General features: G+C 36.5%; 24 protein-coding genes and 1 riboswitch. Of the genes, 15 read left to right on the top strand and 9 right to left on the bottom strand.

Features of this window, described 5'->3' with window-relative positions; translation table 11 throughout:
• Nucleotides 1-15: 15 nt before the first annotated feature.
• On the bottom strand, nt 16-1329 hold the full coding sequence (locus AC4G3N_RS04225; RefSeq protein ID WP_066104823.1) for a TrkH family potassium uptake protein: 1314 nt from the start codon (nt 1327-1329) through the stop codon (nt 16-18).
• A gap of 316 nt (nt 1330-1645) precedes the next feature.
• Here AC4G3N_RS04225 and AC4G3N_RS04220 point away from each other — a divergent pair, with 316 nt between their 5' ends.
• On the top strand, nt 1646-1834 hold the full coding sequence (locus tag AC4G3N_RS04220; RefSeq protein ID WP_066104817.1) for a hypothetical protein: 189 nt from the start codon (nt 1646-1648) through the stop codon (nt 1832-1834).
• A gap of 72 nt (nt 1835-1906) precedes the next feature.
• On the opposite strand, the gene AC4G3N_RS04215 is transcribed toward AC4G3N_RS04220, so the two are convergent.
• The gene (locus AC4G3N_RS04215; protein ID WP_066104814.1) at nt 1907-2776 is read right to left on the bottom strand and encodes a hypothetical protein; all 870 of its coding nucleotides are present in this window, start codon (nt 2774-2776) and stop codon (nt 1907-1909) included.
• Nucleotides 2777-2860: 84 nt separating this feature from the next.
• Complete coding sequence (locus tag AC4G3N_RS04210) at nt 2861-4510, bottom strand: glycosyl hydrolase family 28-related protein (RefSeq protein ID WP_491089791.1); 1650 nt, start codon at nt 4508-4510, stop codon at nt 2861-2863.
• 162 nt (nt 4511-4672) lie between these two features.
• Here AC4G3N_RS04210 and lepB point away from each other — a divergent pair, with 162 nt between their 5' ends.
• Nucleotides 4673-5245, top strand: a complete 573-nt coding sequence (gene lepB / locus AC4G3N_RS04205) for a signal peptidase I (protein WP_066104808.1) — start codon at nt 4673-4675, stop codon at nt 5243-5245.
• 65 nt (nt 5246-5310) lie between these two features.
• Here the strand turns inward: lepB and AC4G3N_RS04200 are convergent, their stop codons facing one another.
• The 5 genes from AC4G3N_RS04200 to AC4G3N_RS04180 form a co-directional block, all read right to left on the bottom strand.
• Entirely contained in the window at nt 5311-5514 is a 204-nt protein-coding gene (locus tag AC4G3N_RS04200; RefSeq protein WP_140462048.1) for a hypothetical protein, read from the bottom strand.
• A gap of 69 nt (nt 5515-5583) precedes the next feature.
• Entirely contained in the window at nt 5584-6807 is a 1224-nt protein-coding gene (locus AC4G3N_RS04195; RefSeq protein WP_139892450.1) for a hypothetical protein, read from the bottom strand.
• 13 nt (nt 6808-6820) lie between these two features.
• Complete coding sequence (locus tag AC4G3N_RS04190) at nt 6821-7654, bottom strand: hypothetical protein (protein WP_491089789.1); 834 nt, start codon at nt 7652-7654, stop codon at nt 6821-6823.
• On the bottom strand, nt 7651-8340 hold the full coding sequence (locus tag AC4G3N_RS04185) for an ABC transporter ATP-binding protein (RefSeq protein WP_066104796.1): 690 nt from the start codon (nt 8338-8340) through the stop codon (nt 7651-7653). Before AC4G3N_RS04185 ends, AC4G3N_RS04190 begins: the two co-directional genes overlap by 4 nt.
• A gap of 12 nt (nt 8341-8352) precedes the next feature.
• Nucleotides 8353-8724 (bottom strand): GntR family transcriptional regulator, encoded by a 372-nt coding sequence (locus tag AC4G3N_RS04180; RefSeq protein WP_066104793.1) that lies wholly within the window; start codon nt 8722-8724, stop codon nt 8353-8355.
• A gap of 205 nt (nt 8725-8929) precedes the next feature.
• Between AC4G3N_RS04180 and AC4G3N_RS04175 the strand changes: the two genes are divergently transcribed.
• A complete protein-coding gene (locus tag AC4G3N_RS04175) occupies nt 8930-9772 on the top strand; it encodes a patatin-like phospholipase family protein (RefSeq protein ID WP_066104791.1) in 843 nt (280 codons plus the stop codon).
• Nucleotides 9773-9819: 47 nt separating this feature from the next.
• Here the strand turns inward: AC4G3N_RS04175 and AC4G3N_RS04170 are convergent, their stop codons facing one another.
• Nucleotides 9820-10863, bottom strand: coding sequence for a M42 family metallopeptidase (locus tag AC4G3N_RS04170; RefSeq protein WP_066104788.1), 1044 nt, complete (start codon nt 10861-10863; stop codon nt 9820-9822).
• Between the two features lie 133 nt (nt 10864-10996).
• A riboswitch (SAM riboswitch) is annotated at nt 10997-11101 on the top strand.
• Nucleotides 11102-11284: 183 nt separating this feature from the next.
• Between AC4G3N_RS04170 and AC4G3N_RS04165 the strand changes: the two genes are divergently transcribed.
• The 12 genes from AC4G3N_RS04165 to AC4G3N_RS04110 all read left to right on the top strand — a co-directional run bounded on the left by AC4G3N_RS04165 (nt 11285) and on the right by AC4G3N_RS04110 (nt 22908).
• Nucleotides 11285-12385, top strand: coding sequence for a methionine biosynthesis PLP-dependent protein (locus tag AC4G3N_RS04165; RefSeq protein WP_066104782.1), 1101 nt, complete (start codon nt 11285-11287; stop codon nt 12383-12385).
• A gap of 142 nt (nt 12386-12527) precedes the next feature.
• Nucleotides 12528-13313 (top strand): ABC transporter ATP-binding protein, encoded by a 786-nt coding sequence (locus tag AC4G3N_RS04160; RefSeq protein WP_066104780.1) that lies wholly within the window; start codon nt 12528-12530, stop codon nt 13311-13313.
• Between the two features lie 3 nt (nt 13314-13316).
• Nucleotides 13317-14948 carry an ABC-2 family transporter permease gene (locus AC4G3N_RS04155; protein ID WP_491089788.1) on the top strand — a complete coding sequence of 544 codons (1632 nt, stop codon included), beginning with the start codon at nt 13317-13319 and terminating at the stop codon, nt 14946-14948.
• Nucleotides 14949-15106: 158 nt separating this feature from the next.
• Nucleotides 15107-15652, top strand: a complete 546-nt coding sequence (locus AC4G3N_RS04150) for a cysteine hydrolase family protein (protein ID WP_139892446.1) — start codon at nt 15107-15109, stop codon at nt 15650-15652.
• Nucleotides 15653-15669: 17 nt separating this feature from the next.
• A complete protein-coding gene (locus AC4G3N_RS04145; protein ID WP_066104773.1) occupies nt 15670-17151 on the top strand; it encodes a nicotinate phosphoribosyltransferase in 1482 nt (493 codons plus the stop codon).
• Nucleotides 17152-17228: 77 nt separating this feature from the next.
• The gene (locus AC4G3N_RS04140; RefSeq protein WP_257469149.1) at nt 17229-17354 is read left to right on the top strand and encodes a hypothetical protein; all 126 of its coding nucleotides are present in this window, start codon (nt 17229-17231) and stop codon (nt 17352-17354) included.
• A gap of 192 nt (nt 17355-17546) precedes the next feature.
• Nucleotides 17547-18773 carry a helix-turn-helix domain-containing protein gene (locus AC4G3N_RS04135; protein WP_066104769.1) on the top strand — a complete coding sequence of 409 codons (1227 nt, stop codon included), beginning with the start codon at nt 17547-17549 and terminating at the stop codon, nt 18771-18773.
• A gap of 472 nt (nt 18774-19245) precedes the next feature.
• On the top strand, nt 19246-20499 hold the full coding sequence (locus tag AC4G3N_RS04130; protein WP_139892445.1) for a S8 family peptidase: 1254 nt from the start codon (nt 19246-19248) through the stop codon (nt 20497-20499).
• Nucleotides 20500-20914: 415 nt separating this feature from the next.
• The gene (locus tag AC4G3N_RS04125; RefSeq protein ID WP_066104763.1) at nt 20915-21832 is read left to right on the top strand and encodes a hypothetical protein; all 918 of its coding nucleotides are present in this window, start codon (nt 20915-20917) and stop codon (nt 21830-21832) included.
• 8 nt (nt 21833-21840) lie between these two features.
• Nucleotides 21841-21996 carry a hypothetical protein gene (locus AC4G3N_RS04120; RefSeq protein WP_175354270.1) on the top strand — a complete coding sequence of 52 codons (156 nt, stop codon included), beginning with the start codon at nt 21841-21843 and terminating at the stop codon, nt 21994-21996.
• 203 nt (nt 21997-22199) lie between these two features.
• Nucleotides 22200-22274 carry an alpha-helical endospore appendage domain-containing protein gene (locus AC4G3N_RS04115; RefSeq protein ID WP_483861449.1) on the top strand — a complete coding sequence of 25 codons (75 nt, stop codon included), beginning with the start codon at nt 22200-22202 and terminating at the stop codon, nt 22272-22274.
• Between the two features lie 523 nt (nt 22275-22797).
• Complete coding sequence (locus AC4G3N_RS04110; protein WP_257469147.1) at nt 22798-22908, top strand: DUF6440 family protein; 111 nt, start codon at nt 22798-22800, stop codon at nt 22906-22908.
• Nucleotides 22909-23123: the final 215 nt, after the last annotated feature.

Genomic DNA, 23123 nt, shown 5'->3' with positions numbered 1-23123 from the left:
AAAAATGTCCCCTTTTTAGCCTACTGCTAAGTCTTCTTTTAAATATCTTGTTTTAACTTTTTCTACTTTAAAAATAGTATAAATGAAACTGAATACACCTATTCGGCCGATAATCATCAGCATGATTAAAATGGATTTTGAAACAGGTGTTAATTCAGATGTAATTCCAAATGATAAGCCTGTATTTGTCAGGGCAGATAACACCTCAAACATCAATGGCTCCAATGGCTGCGTTTGTAACATGGTTAATAAAATCGTAGAACCAAAAAACAATGCCATAAAAGTAAAGAAAACCATAAAGGATTTATCAACTGCTTCCTGAGCAATGGTTTTTTTATAGATAACAACCTCTTTTTGTGATTTCGCTACAGATAATACCTTTGATAATAGTACTGCAAAGGTGGTCAATCGTATACCGCCTCCTGTACTGGAGGAAGCTCCCCCTATAAACATAAATAGGGTCAAACATAAAAAGGTAGTGATTGTTACTTGTGAGACATCAATCGTTGAAAGCCCACCATTTCTTGCTGTCGCCGAAAAAAACAATGAATTCGATAGTTTTTCCCAAATGGAAAGTCCGCTAAACGTATTATTTGTTTCCAAAAAGAAAAATATAGCCATACCGATAAATAGTAGGAGAAAATGAAGTCTTATATTAATCTTTGTAAACAAACTTTTCTTCCTTCTAAAAGATAAGAAGTACTCTACCAATGTCGGATAGCCAAGACTTCCTAAGAAGATTGTTATAGCCGTTGTTATTAGGAAAAGATGATTATGTTTAAATGAAATCAGGCTATCACCGAATAAATCAAATCCGGAATTAGTGAAGCTTGCTACTGCATGAAAGGCAGACACGAATGCCGCATCCCAAAAATCATCATATCGGGGTCGTATCTCCCCTAATAATATAAAGAAACAAATCGTTTCTACTAATAAGGCAATGACTAAAACCGAAATTCCAAGAGATGTAATGGAACTTAGTTTTGACTGGTTTTGGTCCTTGGATAAAAGAAGCATACTTGATACCGTAATCTTCTTGTCCATCACGACAAACAGGTAACTGATTAATACAACAATCCCGATTCCGCCAAGCTGCATTTCCACCATTAAGATGGATTGTCCCACCCTGGTTAATTCTGTTCCTACGTCTATTGTAGTAAGTCCTGTTACGCTTAAGGCGCTTGTGGACAGAAATAGAGAATCCATTATAGAAAACCCGATGGAATTGGACTGGGGTATCCATAACAAAAAGGCAAATAAAATGATAAAACCTATGTATAGGAAGAATATTTGCCGGAATGAGTGGATTGAAGATTTGCTCTGCTGCATATTTATTTAATCTCCATTTCTTCTTTGTAAAGTTAGTGTATTGATTCATAATATAACCCGTTTGCTGTAAAAGCCAATATCATCGTACTATATCTCATAATAAAACACCAAATAACATTTTTTCGTGTTCACTAAACAGTTTTTTATCCTATCACAATTTATACGAATTTAAAACAGTAAATTAAACTTATAGGATTACGTTTATGACAGAAAATCAACCCGTAAAAAAAAATACTAGTTAACTAGACAAATAGATGGCGATTTTTCTAAAGAACTGAATATAAATAAGTGAGGACTTAATGGGAGGGGAACCATTATGGACAATATCCAAAATTTATATGAGCGTTATAAAAAAGGCGAGAAATTTGCTAAGCCCTTTAGCCAAAAGCAAGTGGGGAAGCTAAGTGCAAAAGATCCAACAGAACTGGCATCCAATAACAAAGTGGTTCAGGATATGCTAAAGAAGTATTCACAACAGTTCCAAAATAATAGACATTTTATATGAGCATCTGTATTAAACTTTGACCTTATTACTATATGAATAAGGGCATTTTTTTTGTAAACAAATAAAACCCCTTTAATTAGGGGTTTTGGCAAAGGGCCATTCTTCTTTTTCAACCATAAGTGCATACTCAATATTTTCAGCTTGATACATTAGGGCATAATGTAAAAATAAGATATTTTGTTTATCAATAACATCAAATTGAGAAGAGTAGCTGGACAATATGGTCACCTTATCAGTTCCGCGATAGTTGAAATGGAAAACAAGTCTGTTTTTCTTTATTTTCACAAGGGGAGCCTCCCAGTTTAACACTTCTGGATCGCCGGTTTCTTTTGAAAGTATGGCATATTCCCGTTCGACTCCGATAAGCTGATGTAAATCCTTGGTTTCGCATTCAAAGGCAATATTATACCGTTGTTTATAACTGATTTTAAAGTCCTCCAAAAAGTAATCAAGTGCGGAAAAATAATTCACCTCCATCGTTTCTTCATCAAGGAATGTGAACAACTTTCCGATGCTTGCATCTGAATACATGGCTGACAGAAGGGTTGCTTTTGAGCTTTGCAATTCTATAAAGGCAACTGCAGCCGTTTCTTTATCCTCCACCTCAAATTCCATTTGAAATAGCTTGAAACGTTTGAGCTGCCTCGTTGTACTAGGAATAATTAAAAATAAAATGATCCAGACTGATAATAAGAAGATTCCCTTCAATATGGTAAGCAGAAAGGTGGAGGAAATCAGTGGTTTAATTACATATTCCGTCCACCATGTAGGAGGAACAGCAGTTGAAATAGGAAGCGGTTTCACATCACCCCATAACAATTGATATAGTGTCCAGCCGATGATGAAGAGCAGCCCGCTATAATAAATAAAAGTCAGTATATCGTTTATTAGGTCTTTGATTGATGAAAGGAACTGTTTGAGGACTTCTGCAATCCGACTCACGAAATAGTCACCTCTTCACATTTTACAGGAAAGACCATAAATGTATATGCGAAGAGGTGGAGAAATAGAATAGGTAATTAAGTTTTAATCCATTTTTAAAATGGGTGTCTTATATCCAACCGTATGAATATTATTCAGCTTGACTTTATGGTTGGCATTTTTAATTGCGATATCTCCAATCTTTGATTCAGCCTGTACATTTGATATAGTTGCTTTTGCTACACCTTTACCAATATCGATGGCAGTTGGAGCTGAGTTTTTTATGGAAATAGTACTTAAACGAATGTCATCGGTATGCTGCCTGCCGCCAACTATTTTTATATCCGTACCCGCAGTTTGGAAATTTTCTATTGTTATATTTGCCAGTGTGATATGACGAGATTTATATTGAATGGAAACCATTGGATTCCTTTGATAATCATAATTCGAATCTCCGAGCAGAGTGAAATGGTTAATAACCACATTTTGATAGGCTGATACGACTAGACACCTTGGAGTCGAGCCTTCATAAAGATCTGTGAAAATGGGTGCAATTGCAACGATATTCGTCGCTGTTATATTAAAGGCAGATTTAGACTGTGGCTCTGATTCGAGATGGTGGCCTATGTGCCGGAAGTTATAGGAACGATTATCATGGATAGATATATGTCCGATAATATGAACATTGGAAGCAGCTGATGCAGTACCATGCGCCTTTATTTCAACCCCTCCAAAGCACCTGGTTGAAGAATTATTAATCAGCCAAACATCGTCAGATCCGTCATCTACCTCAAACCCATTTGAATTGGAGAATCCCTTCATGTGAGCTCTGCCGCTTGGATCACACATATGGCTGTTTGTAATCAGAATATGGCTGCTATGATGTGTTGTTATTCCATCATCTCCAAATCCATAGCCAGAAAGATGATCTAACCATATATATTGGCTCGGCCATCTCGAACGTGTGCCATCGCCCAAATATGTATAGTAGGCAGCTGAAACATCAAAACAGTGTAAACCTGCATTACGGGCTACAACATCCTTCACCCATCCATAAGTAACATGAGCATATGTTAAACAGCTCGAACGGTTATTACCGGAACTAGTTCGATCGCTCTGTGGAAGCCTTTCTACATTCCAGTCAAGTGTCATCCCCTGTACGAGAATATGATGATTACCACGGATTGGACTAGAGTTTGTAATAAGAATAGCTTTCTTTGGTGTTTCATTGGCTAATTTAAGAACCGTTTTATCTTTACCTTCTCCTATCAGACATGTGTAGGAGGGGAGCTTTAGTCCCTTAACAATAAAAACACCTTCCGGAATATAAACCATTCGCTTACCTTTACCAAGAGCAGCCTCAAACGCTTTAGTATTGTCTGTTATCCCATCACCAACAGCACCATAGTCGGTTACATTGATCTGTTCCTGGATCTTTTGATTTAAATGCTGATACTCTTCATCTAATTTCTTTTTCCATGCTGGAAAAGGGTAACCGTTCAAGATTGTGAAATCAGCTGGATTTTTTAGCTCAGGCTGTCTGCTTGTTGTCAATAAGAGACGGGGAAATGCATATTTTAAATCCCTTAGTGGCTTCCGATTAGGCATGGAAAGAGGGGAAAACTTATTTAATTTTTCATTAAGCAATGAAAACGTCTCTTTTACCAGACTTGCTGGAGTTTGGTTTGAGGGAAGCCATCTAGATAAGAGAATTTCATTTTTATTTGGATCATGATTTTTCGATAAGTACAACATACTGGAGTTTCACTCCTCACGTGAATGAAAAATGGATGTTATTGTATTCCCTTACTAGATGTAAATTAATCGTAATGAAAATGTAATATCGTTTGTAGGTATCTTAGCATATTATATGGGTATAAAATATAAGAATCATATGTAGAAACAACTAGAGGAATCATGCTTGAAAGAAGGAGACTGCGATTGAGGAAGTTATTTAAAACTGAAGTAGGAAGTTGGATTATCTCTATCGCATTTGCAATCGTCTTAGCTTATCTTGTAAAAACATTTATCATTTCCTTTTTTATAGTTGAAGGAGCCTCAATGGAACCAACACTTTATAATAATGAAAAAGTCTTGGTCAATAAGTTAGCGGCGTATAGCGGTTCAGTTGATCGTCAGGATATAGTAGTCATTCGAGATGATGGAAAAGATAAATACTATATAAAGCGGATTATAGGGTTACCTGGAGAAAAGGTTGAATATAAGAATGACTCGCTTTATATAAACGGCAAGCAAAAAGATGAGCCATATCTGCCTGATGAACAAGGAGAAGTTGATTTACTGAAAATGAATAAAACAGGTGACTTTGATCCATTGAAAGTTCCTAATGATCATTATTTTGTGATGGGAGATAATCGGTTGAACAGCAGGGATAGCCGTAATGGATTGGGCTACATAGATGAAGATGATATAGTCGGTACATGTGAATATGTCATTCTCCCATTTGAACACGCACGTAAAACAGATTGATAAAATTGCATCTCCACATGGTGTGGAAAAGGTGAATGGCTCTCGAGCCATTCACCTTTCCGTTTTTAAATATTGCGTTTATAGGTTTCTTTTGTCAGCACCGGGAATTGATCCACAGGAGCATCGAGTTTTTGTACATTGAAAACCTCTCCATATTTCTCAAGTTCATTGGCTATTTGATCCTGCAACTCTCTGGTCGGAACCTCCACGTTGTATTTAGTACCTTCATGCAAAAGCCTTGGCTCCGTTTCAAAATAAACATAGTACATGGGAAATTCCTCCAAATCATCATTTGGTTATTGTATTCCCTTTTTGAAGTTAACAAAACAATTTTTACATTATAGACCAATAATCTGATATAAATATAGATCCATATAGTCTATCTTTTGATCGTTGCTTTTTGTCTCAATCGTTCCTTCGAAAATGGATTTTCCGTCTTCGAAATTAAAGATGCTTATATAAGGTTTGTTTTTTTCTCCTCTATAAGTGAGAATCATTTTGTTGTGATATACATTTATATTGTGATCAAACATTTCTGAGTTCACTTGGATTTTATGATCCTTTGTGATTTTTTGTTTCTCAAAATCATACGTAACCATAGCGACTATTTTCTTTCCGTTCTCATCTTTAATAGCGGAAACATATAATGAAGTTTGATCATAAGCTATATTAAAACTAGAACCATCTTCTTGTAATAGCTGTTTCGTTAAATCACTCGGAAGGGTCAACCTATCTAATTTCTTTGTTTTATAGTTGTACACATATAAGTCACGGCTAACAGTTTGACTGTTTTCATCTGTATGGATAGTCTTATCTATCTGAAATGTAAAATGAGTACGAGCTTGCGTCGGGTTAGTATCTGTTAAACTGGTTATATAAATATCTTGCTGATCCGTTGATTGTTCAGTTGTCAAAATCGAATTATCGTCAATTAGTTTTTCCTTTTTAAGGTTAATCGTATATTCCTGAAGTATTTCTGTCCCATCTTTCGAATTACTGCGTGTCATGACAAATAATTCATTCGTGGAGATTTGGACATCAAGGATTTCAATAAAAGATGAATATTCCTGATTGGGCAGGTTTACTTCAAAAGAGGTTGTATCCTCTGTTTTCTTATTGAGCTGATCAATTTTTAAACTGAAATTATGCATTCCATGTCTGGTAGAAAAATCATACTTGGAGTCGACAAAAATGACTTGATTTGTGTCATTGTACAACTGGTTACTATAAATTTTTCCTCTCATAAAGGAAGAATACTGATTTGCTAAATCTTTCAATTCCGCTGTTTCTAAATATTTTTCCCCGTAGTCCACCTGCTCAAAAAAAGGTAATTCAGATCGATAAGTGGCCCCCTCTTTCGTTACATTAAACGTTTCTGTGAATCCACCTACTTGATAATCTGCTTCCAATGATAAGGTGTCTAAGATTTTAGCATCTCCATTTATTTGTTTGACGTAAAAATCAGGGAGGGTGGAGGAAGAAAAGGCCTGATTTATATAAAATACTGAAATGGATAGCACAGCAACAAGCAGGATCAGAATAGAATTTCGATATTTTTTCATATGTTTCCTCTCCTTACACAGTTATTTTCTTATTTAATAAATAGCGGCTTAATAAAATGGAGATAATGCCTAAAATACTGGCTGTAACGCTTACAATGATGATTTGCTCAGATGTATAAATGTAATTACCTATTTCTAATAATTCGATTAATATAATAGGTGCTGATAATACAGCTATAACACCTACACAGTATAGGATGGCAAGAATGATTCCTTTCCATTTAAAGCTGCGCTCAAGCAATATGGCCGTGAATAGGATGCTCAAAGCAATAAATCCTGCACCATAATATAAAACGAATTCTGTGAAGGTAGATGGGAGAATAACCGTAATAAATTGAGATCCCTTGATTAAGCTGCCAATCGATACCTCATGTAAATAATCCGCTGATATAAACCATTTCAAAATTTTTGATTCAATTAGAAGGAGTATCAATTGGATAGATACTAGTGAGAGTACAAGTAGCATTATAGCTGTTAATTTCGAAAAATAAATATTCATTCTTGATGTAGGAATCATTAATAAACGATAGATAAAGGATCCTTTACCTGACCAGTCACGGTACCAAATTAGAAAGATATATAAGAAGATGGCACCTGCACATAAGGCAATCGGACCATTAAACCAAATAGAATTCACATAATTGTCCATGCCATAATAACCAAATTCTTCAATAAAGACTTCTATAGGGACACCATTCGTTAATGATTTATTAGCGTCACTCATGTAGATGTTAGCTTCAATGATTAACCCGGCAACTTGTATAATAAAAACAGCAATAATCAATCCAAATAAAATTTTTGTAAATCGATTTAACTCCACATTCACAAGCTTAAAAAAGCGATTCATCCTCTATACACCTCTCTCATTACATCTACGACAGACTTACCTTCGTTATTTCGAACTTCTTCTGCATTAAATTCTTTATAAACGACTCCGTCATTTAACAAAACAACTTTATCAATGAGGTGCTCAATATCGTTGATTTCATGGGTTGTGATGATAACACCGCGGTCTTCAATCAGGTGGCTTGTAAAGACATCTGCTATTTGTTCACGGCTAAAAATATCGATACCGGAGAATGGTTCATCCATAAGAACATAATCAACATCCAGAGCCAATCCCAATAACAAATTCACTTTCGCGGTATTTCCTTTAGATAATGTTGAAATCCGTATGTTTTCATCCAATTTGAAAAAGCTCAATAATTCATCGGCGCGATCTTGGTTCCAACTCTCATAAAAATCATTCATAAAATCCATTGCCTGCATAATGGTGAAGTTCGAAAGCATCGTGAACGTATCTGGAATAAATGTGATTTTCTCATACGTATCCTTCGTTCTTTTAGTTCCGTTTATAAGAATTTCTCCACCATCAATAGGAGTAAGGCCCATGATGGATTTCATAATCGTTGTTTTACCTACACCGTTTATACCGATTAAACACGTGATTTCCCCTTTGTTGGCTGTGAATGATACATCATCCAATACGTTTTTTCTTCCAAATTTTTTCGTTACATTTTTTACTTCTAACATGAAATCCCCTCCTTACTCTTGTTCCGCATTATATTTTTCTTTGACAATACTCAACAGTTCATCTACTGGTAATTGAATCGGTTTAATTGCCTGAACAAAGGTATCAACGGCTTCAACAATGAGTTCCTGACGAACGCTTGACAATATGACCTTGTCGGTTGTGACCCGGCTTGGGAAATTTCTTTCTGTGTGAATCAATCCCTGTTCCTCCATTTCCTTATACGCTTTTTGAGCAGTATTGGGGTTTATTTTTAGAAGATTGGCAAGCTCACGTCGAGAAGGAATCTCCTCTCCGCTTGCAAGCCGACCGGTCGCTATTTGTTCTTTGAAGTAACGGACAACTTGTAAATATACAGGATCCCGGTTATTAAAGATGATGTTCATTAATTCATCTCCTATGGCTTTTTAACCAATTATTAGTGTGTGTACTATGTAGTTCATACACTTGATATGTGTACTATACAGTTAATACACTAAAACTGTCAATAGGATAGTAAAAAATTCCCTGAAATAGTTTTAAAACGTGTAATTATTTAAGAAGGGTCATGGCAAAATAATAAGGATTCTCTGGGGAAGGAGTTTACTTGTTATGCATAATACAGGCCTGGTTCTAGAGGGTGGCGGAATGAGAGGGCTATATACAGCTGGAGTTCTGAGGTATTTGATGGAACAGGATATATATGTGCCATATACAATTGGTGTTTCAGCTGGTGCATGTAATGGCTCTTCTTATATTGCACGGCAAATAGACCGTAATTATGCGGCGAATATCGATTATGTCTCACACCCGGAATACCTATCCTATAAACGTTTTCTGAAGAAACGTGAATTATTTGGAATGGACTTTATTTTTGATAAAATTCCAAATGAACTGGTCCCATTTGATATAAAGGCTTTTTGTGAAGCAAAGGAACAGTTTGTCGTGGGTGTTACAGATTGCGTAACAGGCGAACCTGTATACTATAGAAAAGAGCACCTAATAAAAGATATTACAACGATTCTGCGCGCATCCAGTTCGATTCCTTTTTTTGCTCCGGAAATCTCTTATGATGGAAGAATGCTGCTGGATGGCGGTGTTGCCGATCCAATACCGATACAAAAATCTCAAGCAGACGGGAATACGAAAAATATCGTTGTGCTTACTGGGAATAAAGGCTATATGAAAGCATCGTCGCTTGATTGGCTTGGAAAAAGAAAATATAAGAACTATCAAGGGCTGCTAAAGGCTCTTCGCAAACGGCATATCGTTTACAATGACACGATCCGCTATTTGGAGGAACAAGAAGAAAAGGGACTTGTCGTCATTATTCGTCCATTAGTGAAATCAGATGTCAGCCGTGTTGAGCGTAACCCTAAAAAGCTGAAAAAGCTGTACAATCAAGGATATGCTGAAGCCAAGGCTGCTTATGGAAAAATCAAACGGTTATTATAATAAAAACCCATCACTTAAATGGTGATGGGTTAACGTTTAGTATGAAATTAGGCTAATTCTGATTGTAAGTAATTCCAGATTAACTGGGCAGTATGTTCAATAGAGCTGATATGGGTTCTTTCAAAAGCATGTGAAGCATCAATGCCGGGTCCAATTAATCCGTGTATGATATCATAGCCGGCACGGATGGCAGCAGAAGCATCAGATCCGTAAAAAGGATATATATCTACACGGTAATCAATCTTGTGTTGCTTTGCCAATTCGACTAAATGCTGACGCAGGCCATAATGATAGGGTCCGCTAGAATCTTTTGCACAAATGGAAACACTGTATTCATCCGTAGATTGTCCTTCTCCAATTGCTCCCATATCTACAGCCAGGTATTCAACAGTTTCAGCAGGAATGTTGGAGTTTCCGCCATAGCCTATTTCTTCATTATTTGAAATTAAGAAGTGGGTCGTATAGGGGAGAGTGATGCCTTCTTCTTTTAACTGTTTAATGATATACATCAGTATGCCGACACTCGCTTTATCATCTAAATGACGGGATTTAATAAATCCATTGTCTGTCAGTTCAACACGGGGCTCGAAGGAAACAAAATCACCTACAGAAATACCTAGACCTTCTGTATCCGTCTTGCTTTTTGTCACAGCATCAATTCGAACTTCAATCGTTGCATCCTCGCGTTTAATATCTCCCATTTTCTGATAAACATGGACAGAAGTTTGATTTAAAAGAATCGTCCCTGTAAACGTTTTACCTTCAGCTGTATGGATTTTACAATATTCGCCTTCAACAGAATTCCAACGAAATCCGCCGATCATCGATAATTTTAAACGCCCGCTTGGTTTGATTTCTTTCACCATAGCACCTAATGTATCTACATGGGCTGTTAGAAAACGGTGCTTTGAATCATCCTGTCCCTTGATTGTTGCCAATAGGGCACCTTTATTTGTTTTTACTGCAGGTATTCCTTGAGATTGTAAAAACTGTGCTACATGATCAATTACTTCCGTTGTATAGCCGCTCGGACTTGGAATGGATACAAGGTCTTTTATGTACTGGAAAATTTCCTGGCCATTGGCTTTCATGGTTCCGAATCACTCCTTTTTATGTATAGATTTATTATATACCTTTGTTAAAAAGTTGGACAATAAAGGCAGAAATAACTTGCTTTTTTAGCAGTAGGACTGTAAATTTATAGTTAAATAAATATTCTGAAAAATCTTATCAAGAGAGATGGAGGGACAGGCCCTGTGAAGTCTCAGCAACCGCCAATATGGAAAGGTGCTAATTCCTGCAGGAACAATCATTCCTGGCCGATAAGAAGGGACTCACTCTAATGAAAAGTCTTCTTCTTGAAGACTTTTTTCGTTTTTAAGCATATTTTTATTCACTGGGAAAATGAGTGGATGTAAGTAATTCGTAACTTTGATGGCAAATTAGAGCCGGATGAAGGTAAATCAGAGTAACTGTATTTCGGGGATTAATAAAGAGAGAGGGGTCATACATATGACAACAGTTAAAATCGAAACACTCTTAGCTCAAATAGGCAATCGAAGTGAAACACAAACAGGTACTGTTAATCCGCCAGTTTATTTTTCCACAGCCTATCGCCATAACGGAATAGGGGAATCAACAGGGTTTGATTACATAAGAACAGGAAACCCAACCAGAAAATTATTAGAGGAAGCAATTGCCGAGCTAGAGGGTGGTAAACAGGGATTTGCCTTTAGTTCAGGTATGGCTGCCATTCACTCATTGCTATGTTTATTTTCTCCAGGTGATGAAATAGCCGTCTCTGCCGATCTGTATGGAGGGACATATCGGTTATTTGAGCAAATATGGAAGACGTATGGCATCAAATTTAACTATTGCCATACATATGAAGATTTCGCTGAATCCATTACGGAAAATACGAAGGCCTTCTTTATAGAAACACCGACAAATCCGCTTATGCAGGAAATGGATATTAAAGAAATTGCTCAACTGACCCAATCTAACAATCTACTGCTCCTTGTGGATAATACGTTTTATACACCCATTTTGCAAAGACCGATTGAGCAGGGAGCAGATATTGTTGTCCACAGTGCCACCAAATATTTAGCAGGACATAATGATGTATTGGCTGGATTAATTGTCTCAAAGAGTAAAGAGGTTGGTGCGCGCCTAGAAGAATATCAAAATGCAACAGGCGCTGTACTGCCGCCATTTGACTCCTGGCTTGTGATGAGGGGAATGAAAACATTGAGCCTAAGGATGAGGCAGCATGAGGAAAATGCTAAGATAATCAGCCGATTTTTAAGAGAAAGAGAAGAAGTGACAGATGTCCTTTATCCTGGTAAAGGGGGGATGATATCGTTCCGGCTGAAATCAGAGGAATGGATCAATCCATTTTTAAAAAGCCTTCGCATCATATCTTTTGCTGAAAGTCTGGGTGGAGTAGAAAGTTTAATGACGTACCCTGCTACACAAACACATGCGGATATCCCTGAGGAAGTGCGTACACAAAATGGAGTCTGTAATTGTTTGCTGCGCTATTCTGTTGGGATAGAGCATGCGAATGATTTGATTGATGATCTTATTCAAGCTTTTGAATCATTATCGGTTTAGGTTATTAGAAATTTGAACTTTACAGGCATTTAGGTGCATCATGAAGGATTCCAGAAGTAATACCTAAAAAGGATAAATTAGAAAATTATGCAAATTAACGACCCGTTTTGATATACTATACCAAAATGGGTCTTTGGGGAGAATGAAAATGGCTGAACTGGTGATTTCTATTAGCAATCTTCAAATGCATTATGGATCGAAAGAAGTACTTCGAGGAATTAATCTTGATGTAAACAAGGGACAAATTATTGGCTATATAGGTCCCAATGGGGCGGGGAAAACTACCACAGTTAAAATATTGCTTGGACTCCTTACAGACTATACAGGCTCAGTGAAGGTCTTTGATAAAGAGCTTTCTGAGGATAGGATTACCTATAAAAATAGAATTGGCTATGTGCCTGAATTGGCAGATTTATATGATGTATTGACTGCACGTGAATATTTGACTTTTATAGGTGAGCTTTATGGCTTATCTTATGAGCAGGCTGACCAAAAGGCTTTTAAACTAATGAGGCTATTAAATATTGAAGAAATGTATGATTCACGAATAAATAGTTATTCAAAAGGGATGAAGCAAAAGGTTCTATTAATTTCAAGCCTTCTTCATAATCCGGATATTTTATTTTTAGATGAACCTTTAAGCGGTCTCGACGCGAATAGCGTTATGGTCATTAAAGAATTGCTTGGACTGCTGGCAAGCGAGGGAAAAACTATTTTTTATTCCTCACATATCATGGATGTCGTCGAGAAAATTAGCAATCGAATTATTTTACTGCATGAAGGCAGGATTGTTGCAGATGGAAGCTTTGCAGAATTACAGGATGTTGGCAAGGAAGGAACTCTTGAAGAAATTTTTAACCAATTAACTGGTTTTACACAGCATCGTTCAATTGCCGAAGATATTGTATCTGTTGTTAAAGAGGATTAATAGATGAAAAAATTTATGAGTTTGCGTGTGTTGGATAGAGGACAAAAGCTCTTTCAGTGGATGGGAATTGATTATCCGGTTATGAGAAGAATTCTTCAGGTTAAGCTTACAATGGATGCCAGAAGAGTTCCAACTTTGATGAATGATGGGTCTGGAAATACAGGTAAGGATTCTAATCAGTTTTTGAAATCCTTATGGGTTTATGCGCTTATGGGTCTTATCCTGATTCCTTTTATTATTATGGGTGAAAATTATTTTTTCCAAATGAGTTTGCTGTTTGCTATTTTTATGTTCTTTATCATGACATCTTTAATATCTGATTTTTCCCATGTAATGCTTGATATACGGGATCAGTCTATTTTATTGTCTAGACCGGTTGATGGGAGAACGGTCTCGGTGGCAAAGCTGATACATATTATTATTTACCTTGGCACAATAACCCTTATTTTTATTGCGCCTGCGTTCATTGCTGCTATTGTTACTCAAGGAATTGGCTTTAGTCTGTTATTTTTGCTGGTCATTATATTGATTGATATATGGATAGTCTTGCTTACTGCTTTAATCTACTTGGTTATTTTAAAGTATTTTGATGGAGAGAAATTAAAGGATTTTATCAGTTATGTACAAATCTCCTTGTCTATTTTAATGATTGTTGGCTATCAACTAACGGTAAGGATATTTGACCTTGTAGATAGGCAAGTAGAATTTACACCAACTTGGTGGAGCTATATTCTTGCGCCTATTTGGTATGCCGCTCCCTTTGAGGTAATACTAAATGGGAATTTTGCATGGCAATATATTCTCTTAATCAGCTTGGCTGTAATTGTACCGCTTGTTTCTGTCATTATTTATATTAAAAATGTTCAAAACTTTGAGCAGTATTTACAAAAGTTAACTAATCATACAGGAGCCTTATCGAAAAAGAAACGCAGTCATTTTTCAATGTTCCTATTACGAAATAAAGAAGAACGAGTCTTTTATCATTTCGCAAAAAACCTCATGAAAAACGAACAGGCGTTTAAACTGAAGGTATATCCATCTATTGGAATGGTTATTATTTTTCCGTTTATTACACTACTCAATCAATTCGGGGAAAATGGATGGAAAGGTATTCAAAATGGCAGCGGTTATTATACAATTTATTTCAGTGCGCTTATGATTCCAACTATTGCTATTGCACTCCGATATACCGATTCATATAAAGGAGCATGGATATACAGGGCCTCTCCATTACAGAGTGCTAAGTCTATCTTTATAGGTACATGGAATGCGGTTATGGCCAAGTATGTTCTTCCCATCTATTTGGCATATAGCTTTCTATTTATTCTTATATATGGAAGTGCTATCTTTTGGGATCTATTGATTGGTCTCTTTACGTTATTTATAATGGCAGTCCTGTCGTTCAGGACATATACAATTATATTGCCATTTTCTAAACCAACTTCTGCAACACAGGAGAATGAGGGGATTAAGACCGTTTTCCTGCTTTTCATTCTTGGCGTATTTGCAGGTTTTCACTTTCTTATAAGCAAGGTTGAGTATGGTTTATATGGATATGGGGGAGTCTTGCTGATCACAGCTATTCTTGTATGGCGATATGGATTTAGGGTCGACTTTAAAGATTTAAAGGATTGATACGATTTTAATAACCACTGTGTTCGTATCAAAAAGCGCTGTTTATTTTATTGGTGGTTGACTTTCTTTAAAATCAAAGTAGGCATTTTGTAATACAATTTGATATTCTATACGTACGATAAGCGGATTTGATGGAAAATGGATAGGGGAGTGGAGAGATGAAAGCTTTAATCAATATAGATTATACAAATGACTTTATAGCAGATGCTGGCAAATTAACATGCGGTAAACCTGGAAAGGAAATTGAAGAGTACATTGTTTCTTTAACAAAAAGATTCATTGAGGACAAAGATTTTGTTGTATTTGCTATTGATGTACACGATGAGAATGATCCATTTCACCCTGAAAGTAAATTATTCCCACCGCATAATATACGTGGTACCGAAGGTCGTTTATTATTTGGAAATCTTCAAAATGTGTATAATACTAATATTGGACAAGAGAACCTGCTATGGATTGATAAAACACGATACTCTGCCTTTGCTGGTACTGATTTGGAAATTAAATTGCGTGAACGCGGAATCACGGAATTACATTTAGTAGGAGTTTGTACAGATATCTGTATTTTGCATACAGCAGTGGATGCCTATAATAAAGGGTTTAAAATAGTAATACATAAAAATGGAGTGGCGAGCTTTAATGAAGCAGGTCATGAGTGGGCCTTATCCCATTTTGAAAATACGCTGGGAGCCAGTGTTTTGTAATTGAAGGAGGAAGTTTGATGACACATTATCCGGACGACAGCTTTGCTTTGCATACAGACCTATACCAAATTAATATGATGGAAACCTATTTTAAAGATGGGATTCATAATAAAAAAGCGGTATTTGATGTGTATTTCAGGCGCAACCCATTTAAGAACGGTTATGCCATATTTGCCGGACTTGAACGGGTGATTACATATATTAAAGACTTAAAATTTACAGAGAGTGATATTCAATATTTAAGGGAAGAGCTTAAGTATGACGAAGTATTCCTTGAATATTTAAAAGAACTGCGTTTTACAGGTACCATCAGAAGCATGAAAGAAGGCGAGCTCGTTTTCGAAAATGAGCCTTTAATGCGAATTGAGGCTCCGCTTGCAGAAGCTCAGCTGGTTGAAACAGCAATATTGAATATTATTAATTACCAAACTCTTATTGCAACAAAAGCATCACGTCTGAGTGTAGTAACTGGCGGTGAATCCCTGTTTGAATTTGGTACAAGGAGAGCACAGGAAACGGAAGCGGCTATCTGGGGAACAAGAGCCGCTTATATCGGAGGATTTCAGGCAAGCAGCAATGTCAGAGCTGGCAAGAAATTCGGCATTCCGGTAGTAGGAACTCATGCACATGCGCTTGTTCAGGCTTATCGGGATGAATACACAGCCTTCCGCAAATATGCAGAATCACATTATGATTGCACATTCCTTGTTGACACCTTTGATACATTAAAATCAGGTGTGCCAACTGCCATACGAGTAGCAAAGGAAATGGGCGATAAAATTAATTTTAAAGCCATTCGTTTGGATAGCGGGGATTTAGCTTACTTGTCTAAGAAAGCACGAAAAATGCTTGATGAAGCAGGCTTCACAGATACATTAATTACGGCTTCCAATGATTTAGATGAAGCAACAATCCTGAATCTGAAAGCACAGGGAGCCAAAATTGATATGTGGGGTGTCGGAACCAAACTGATCACGGCCTATGACCAGCCAGCTTTAGGAGCTGTATATAAAATGGTCAGCATTGAAGATGAAAACGGCGATATGGTTGATACGATCAAAATCAGTGCAAATCCTGAAAAAGTAACTACTCCTGGCATGAAGAATGTGTATCGGATTATTAATAAGGAAACAAATAAATCGGAAGGGGATTATATTACACTTGAATATGAAAATCCTGCTTCTGAGAAAATATTGACTATGTTCCATCCTGTACATACCTTCATTAGCAAGGAAGTAACAAATTTTGATGCAGTACCACTGCATGAAAACATCTTTGTGGATGGGCAATTAGTGTATAAAACACCAGACTTGACGGTTATTCAACAATTTGCAAAGGATAACCTGGACTTGCTTTGGGATGAATATAAACGGTTCCTTAATCCGGAAAAATATCCGGTTGATCTAAGTCCAAAATGCTGGGAAAATAAACGGGTTCGTATTCAGGAAATAATGGAACACGTGAGAAAAACAGAAGCTGAAGTGAAAAACTGGAGATAATCAGCAATCCACCTTGCCAATAGACAAGGTGGATTTTTTGCTTTCAAAATAAATTTTAGGAAGGGAGTGCTTATACCTTGAAATGGAGACAATTATTTCGTGAGTATCGTAATATCCTTCCGAATGATTTAGAACAAGTTAGAATTAAAGGGATAAGATTACGCAAACGGCGAACCATGCTGAAAAAGAATGAATGTGGCTAAGAAATATTTAATGAACCTGGCATATAGCCAGGTTTTTATTTTTACTGACTAAAATCCGCTATAATATCAGACTGAATGTCGGTAAATGATGAAATGAGGGGAACGAAAATTATAAAAATAGGTTTCAGGATGTATGTTAGAACTTGACTTTTAAATATATAATATTGGAAACAAATGGAAGAGGGTGGGTGCATGAAAGTAGGTTCGTTGATTAAATATTATCGGACTAAGCAGGGATTAACTCAAAGTGAGCTGGTCGAAGGCATATGTTCTGTACCTCATCTAAGTAAGATTGAACATAATGAGAAGGAAGCAAATGACCAAACTATCCATTTATTATTACAACGTTTAGGAGCAGACTTAACGAATGTTTATGAACAAAATAATACGGTGAAAAGATTGCTGGATGAATGGATTGAATGCATCAATTATTTTCAGATTGAAGAGGCAAAAGAGATTGATCGGAAGTTAGATAGTTTGGTAGATTTCATTGCCTATACACCACATTTATTTTTATATGAATTGTATAAAATGAGATATTTATTATTTATTAAGGATACTAAAAAAGCCATTCAACACTATAAATGGCTTGATAAACATAAGAAGAATTTAAATTATCAGGAGCTATATTTGCTTCATTATTATCATGCTATTTGTCTGCTCATCCAAAATAAGTACAGACAGGCCAATGAAGTTTTAGAGGAATTAGTTTCTGCAAGCAGGGATGGGATGAGTGTTTCTGCGGATGTTTATTATCATTTGGCACTTGCTAAATGTCATATGGAACAGCATGGGCATGCTATCTTCTATGCTAACGAGGCACTAAATGCCTTTACTGCCCAATATAATATAAAGCGAATTATGCACACGCTTGTGATTCTCGGCATTAGTTATACCGATACAGGCATTTATGAGGTGGCAGCAGAGTGCTATAAACATTTGAAAAGAAATGCTGAGATCCTAAATGAATCGGCAACTTTATCGATTGCCTATCATAATATTGGCTATTTAAAGCAGAAAAAAGGAGAGCTGAGTGAAGCAAGAGACTATTATTATAAAGCTGTAAATTGTGAAGCGGAGAATGCCCAATCTTCTATGGTGAGCCTTTATGCTTTGGCAGAAACCTCTTATTATTTGGGAGAATGGGAACAGGCGAAAGAGTATTTACATCACTTAAAGAAGAAAGCTCAAGAAACCGGGTCTAAAATATATCAAATGCTGCCCAATTATTATTTATATATGATTCAGGGGGAAGAAGAAAGAGCGATTAGCTATTTAGAAGAGTATACCCTTCCTTATCTATATAATGGGGAATCTCATTATAATGATATTCGCAGTGTTAGTAAAATTTTGGCAGATTATTATAAGAAATCAGGAAAGTTTCAGAAAGCCTTGCAATATATTTATACAGACTACTAGTTAAGGAGGAGAATAGATGAAAAGAAAAGCTCCCATTTTGCCGCCAATCGTATAAATGGTGTCATTTTAGAGAGGGTCAAAAGGACTGATTGTCCAATCAATCAGTTCTTTTTTGTTTTCATTTTTGCATAATTAATTTAGTGGATTATTAAATTATCTGAAAATTTACATAAATTTTATTGGGAAAATATAATTCTACTAGGTACAAACACCCGTTTGTATTAATCGCCAAATAGGTCGCAAATAGGATAGAAAAATGTCGATAGGTAAGAAAAAGCGCAAAAAATATAGTAATTTGTCACAAAAACTAATCTGATAACTTGGGAAAGTTTTTTTATTTGACAAAATAGAAAATAATAATTCTGAATTAATAGTTAATTTGTTCCGTGTTCAAAGAAAAAAATAGCCACTATAATAACGATACAACAAGAAAAGTTCACAGAAAATTCAAAAAACGAGAGGAGACTGAAAGATGAAAAAAAGGAAGATATTTGCTGGAGTTGTCCTAAGTGTATCAATGGCTTTATCTTTTGGCTCAGGAACAAATGCTGAGGATAGGTCGACTGCAAAGGCAAAGGATGTCAGCTCAGAGAAAACCTATCGTGTTCTGATTCAGGGATCTCAGTCAGAAAAAACAAAAGTAAAGAAAAATATGGGGACACACCGAGACTTCAGCAACCAAGGATTTACGACAGATGTTTCTGAAAAAGAATATCAGAAACTATTGGAAAATAAAAATATCGAAGTAGAAAAAGTACCTGAATTTAAAATTGCTGCAACTGCTATAGAAAAAGCTACTTCTGCACCTACAACCCGAGTGCCATGGGGAATTAAAGCAATCTATAATAATAGCTCTCTTACTTCTACATCAGGCGGCAGTGGAATTAAAGTAGCAGTTTTAGACACAGGCGTGTTAAAAACGCATGCGAGTCTTTCATCCAATATTGAACAATGTAAGGATTTCACTCAAACAAGCAGCACGGTTGTGAATGGCTCCTGTGCTGATGGGAATGGTCATGGTACCCATGTAGCCGGAACAGTGGCTGGCAATGGTACTGGCGTATATGGGGTTGCCCCTCAATCCAAAGTATGGGCCTATAAAGTTTTGGGTGACGATGGATCTGGTTATTCAGATGATATAGCAGCAGCAATTAGACATGCGGCAGACCAAGCATCCTCTACAGGTTCAAAAGTAATTATTTCAATGTCACTTGGTTCCAGCTCTAATAACTCTCTCATTAGCAGTGCTGTAACATATGCTTATGGAAAAGGTGTTCTAATTATTGCGGCAGCTGGTAATAGCGGCTATTCTGCCAATACAATCGGATATCCGGGTGCTTTGGCGAATGTAGTGGCTGTGGCAGCTCTTGAGAATGTTCAGCAAAATGGAACATACCGTGTGGCTAACTATTCTTCCAGAGGTAACCCATCCACAGATGGTGATTATGTAATTGGCTTAAAGGATGTTGAAATCTCTGCTCCAGGTTCTGCAGTTGAATCAACCTGGCATACGGGTGGATATAATACAATCAGTGGAACCTCAATGGCAACACCGCATGTATCCGGATTGGCAGCAAAAATATGGGCTTCCAATACAGGATACTCTCATACACAGCTACGCGCGGAATTACAAAGACGTGCGAAGTTAGTTGATATTAAAGGTGGATATGGAGCCGCTACAGGTGATGATTACGCATCCGGTTTCGGTTTTGCAAGAGTACAATAATAATTGAAACTTACGAATCAGCCTCCCGATTTTTGGGAGGCTGATTGATAATAGGATTAATTGAGAGAGTGGATTAATCTGATCTGGAATTCAATGGAATCTGCAAAACTAGGAGGTGTTTCCAGATGAAGTATAAAAAAATGATGTAAAACAACAAAACTTGTGGGGAATTCATCTTAAGCAGAGGAAAATCTGCTGACGTGGAGCTGAAATTAGCCAAAGCGAGTATATAAATAGCAGAATCCAGCCAAAATGGAACAGAATCCAGCCGAACTGGACGGAAATCCAGCCAACTGAGTCTGAAAGCCGACTGATATATCAGATACAACGAAACAATTACACTATTTAATTATTCATTACTATCCCCCTTTAGGTAGTTGCCATTAGCAAAATCCTTATAAAGGAATTGATGATAATGAAAAAATGGTTTCGAATGAAAGGATGCGTAGAGTTATTTCGCTCGATAGCCAAGAAAGGAATGCTTTATTTTTATCAATTGGGGTTAGTTAGTATTGCCGGCTGGACATTGGCAAGTTTAGTGATGGCATATCAGGAAGTCTTGATGAATCCGATACAACTGCTCATGGTAACAGAATTGTCTAACCTTGATAAAGGTTGGTTCGTAGCATTGATGACCAATATAGTAACATCAGATGCAAATCGGATTATTGGAAGAGGGCTGTTGTTGCTGATTATTTGGATACTACTATTTCTATTTGTGCCTTTAGCAACGAGGAGTTTAAAGAGCTTCAGATTATTTCAGTTTGAGATAGAGCTGGAGGATGAAGATCCTTTGGAGGAACAAGTCCCTGTCGAAATTTTTCAATATGCACGGTTAAAAATCATTTCTAATATCTATGCCGAAAACAATAAAATGAGTCTCTACCGTTTCTATAATGAACAAGCCGGTTGGGCAGATTATAAAGAGGCACTGGCTTTCTATCTGGAAATAATGGCGGAGGAATACTGGGAGCAGGTTAGGATAGGAATCAATTGGGGGGTATATGAGTGGCAGGCTTTACCGGAAGAATGGAAACACCAGGCTTATATATCAGCAGATAAAGATAAGCCTTGTATAAAGAATAAACAAACGACTGTATATGGACCATCAAAAAACTCCATGATTTATACGTATCAGCATTTTGACACCGTCCTTGTAACGGTTCTTTGGAGTTATACTCATGAGTTTGATGCTATTGACCAGCAATGCATGTATATACTTCATCATGCCTTATCTGATCGTCTGGAAAACATAGAATATGCCATCTGGATTGAAAAAAAAGCAGCCTGTGGTCATTTTTATGAAACTGATTGTGAAATTATGGAGAGGTGAGTATTGGATTGACTGATTATATTATGGACAAAGCCAAATATCGTGCTGAAAAATATAGACAATCGCCAAAAATGTTGAGTATCACTAAAGAGTGTAAAGTTATTGAAATAAAGCCGAGAGCCGAATATGGTTATGCAATTGAGAAAAAGGTGTTTAAAAAGTAGTCCATTCCGCTCAATCTTTATTATTGACTGGATGGTCTATTTTTTTATTTGCCAAAAAGAGGCTAACGTATACCTGCACATTTATCCCAAAGAGAGTAACGTAAGGGAAATTTATTTATAAACAGAGAGGGGACTAGTATGTCCTTACCTAACAACCCAAACATTACCCTTGTATAATAATTGACCGGGAAGATGCCATTAAAATGTTACTGCCTTCCATAGCGATGGAAGTTATGGGTTTATCACATATATTGAATGCAAGGGGAGAGAAACTGTAGTAAAAGCTGTCCATAACATTCAGAAGACTCTATTATGATGGATGATAGCGTTAATCAAACACTTAGGACAACTGTAATATCATAAATTATGCTGCAACTGAAATTGGAAGATATCATTTTGGGCTAGGTTCCATCTACCTTGTCAGTAGTAGTATCTTTTCAACGTGCCAATGAGGTAAGCCTCCCTTTAACTGAAAGGTTCGACTATTTCTCTCCAATTAGTAGGTACGGTCTCTGTGGAAACAGGGGACAGGGGCTAACATATCGATTGTAAGATTAGTATAAATAGTAATAAAAGAACGTGCTTTTCAAAGATGTTCTTTTTCAATGGCTGTTTTCGTATGTTGCTCAATACAAAAGACTCAATTACCATTTTGTAGTAGTTATAGATAGAGATAGCTGCTTCAACAAACCGAAAAAAGGAGTGCGTTATAGTGATAAATAAACGTTTTGAGGATGTTTATACTCAAGGAAAATGGAGGTTACTAAAATAATTCGTGATAATGAGACAGGAGTCCTATATATGTTTCATTATAACGGCCTTATTTCTGGATTAACTGTTATGGTTGATAAAGATGGAAAACCTTTAGTTAATAAAGATTTTATACCTGAGTCTGGTACTTCAGTGGAATAATGCGTCGGCCACTTCCTTATGGAGGTGGCTTTTTTTACACATATATTTAACCGTTAATCTAAAATGTACTTAAAACCATTTGATTCACTCGTTCTTTGGTTGCAAAGAGTTTAATCATTTTTTGGTCTCACAATATTGACAAGTCATAGATGAAATCGTTTGCGCAAAAAGTGAATATTATTTGACTTTTCAGGATAATTTATATGATTAAATAG

It is taken from the genome of Bacillus sp. z50 (genome assembly GCF_058313585.1).
This window is presented reverse-complemented; position numbering and strand designations above follow the sequence as displayed.

Bases quoted from the DNA above. Each gene is read 5' to 3' on its own strand.
- AC4G3N_RS04160 (WP_066104780.1), top strand. From the start codon at position 12,528: ATGAAAATGGCTGAACTGGTGATTTCTATTAGCAATCTTCAAATGCAT.
- AC4G3N_RS04180 (WP_066104793.1), bottom strand. From the start codon at position 8,724: ATGAACATCATCTTTAATAACCGGGATCCTGTATATTTACAAGTTGTC.
- AC4G3N_RS04150 (WP_139892446.1), top strand. From the start codon at position 15,107: ATGAAAGCTTTAATCAATATAGATTATACAAATGACTTTATAGCAGAT.
- AC4G3N_RS04130 (WP_139892445.1), top strand. From the start codon at position 19,246: ATGAAAAAAAGGAAGATATTTGCTGGAGTTGTCCTAAGTGTATCAATG.
- AC4G3N_RS04210 (WP_491089791.1), bottom strand. From the start codon at position 4,510: ATGTTGTACTTATCGAAAAATCATGATCCAAATAAAAATGAAATTCTC.
- AC4G3N_RS04135 (WP_066104769.1), top strand. From the start codon at position 17,547: ATGAAAGTAGGTTCGTTGATTAAATATTATCGGACTAAGCAGGGATTA.
- AC4G3N_RS04225 (WP_066104823.1), bottom strand. From the start codon at position 1,329: ATGCAGCAGAGCAAATCTTCAATCCACTCATTCCGGCAAATATTCTTC.
- AC4G3N_RS04195 (WP_139892450.1), bottom strand. From the start codon at position 6,807: ATGAAAAAATATCGAAATTCTATTCTGATCCTGCTTGTTGCTGTGCTA.
- AC4G3N_RS04185 (WP_066104796.1), bottom strand. From the start codon at position 8,340: ATGTTAGAAGTAAAAAATGTAACGAAAAAATTTGGAAGAAAAAACGTA.
- AC4G3N_RS04125 (WP_066104763.1), top strand. From the start codon at position 20,915: ATGAAAAAATGGTTTCGAATGAAAGGATGCGTAGAGTTATTTCGCTCG.
- AC4G3N_RS04190 (WP_491089789.1), bottom strand. From the start codon at position 7,654: ATGAATCGCTTTTTTAAGCTTGTGAATGTGGAGTTAAATCGATTTACA.
- AC4G3N_RS04145 (WP_066104773.1), top strand. From the start codon at position 15,670: ATGACACATTATCCGGACGACAGCTTTGCTTTGCATACAGACCTATAC.
- AC4G3N_RS04175 (WP_066104791.1), top strand. From the start codon at position 8,930: ATGCATAATACAGGCCTGGTTCTAGAGGGTGGCGGAATGAGAGGGCTA.
- AC4G3N_RS04155 (WP_491089788.1), top strand. From the start codon at position 13,317: ATGAAAAAATTTATGAGTTTGCGTGTGTTGGATAGAGGACAAAAGCTC.
- AC4G3N_RS04220 (WP_066104817.1), top strand. From the start codon at position 1,646: ATGGACAATATCCAAAATTTATATGAGCGTTATAAAAAAGGCGAGAAA.
- AC4G3N_RS04170 (WP_066104788.1), bottom strand. From the start codon at position 10,863: ATGAAAGCCAATGGCCAGGAAATTTTCCAGTACATAAAAGACCTTGTA.
- AC4G3N_RS04200 (WP_140462048.1), bottom strand. From the start codon at position 5,514: ATGTACTATGTTTATTTTGAAACGGAGCCAAGGCTTTTGCATGAAGGT.
- lepB (WP_066104808.1), top strand. From the start codon at position 4,673: ATGCTTGAAAGAAGGAGACTGCGATTGAGGAAGTTATTTAAAACTGAA.
- AC4G3N_RS04110 (WP_257469147.1), top strand. From the start codon at position 22,798: ATGTTTCATTATAACGGCCTTATTTCTGGATTAACTGTTATGGTTGAT.
- AC4G3N_RS04165 (WP_066104782.1), top strand. From the start codon at position 11,285: ATGACAACAGTTAAAATCGAAACACTCTTAGCTCAAATAGGCAATCGA.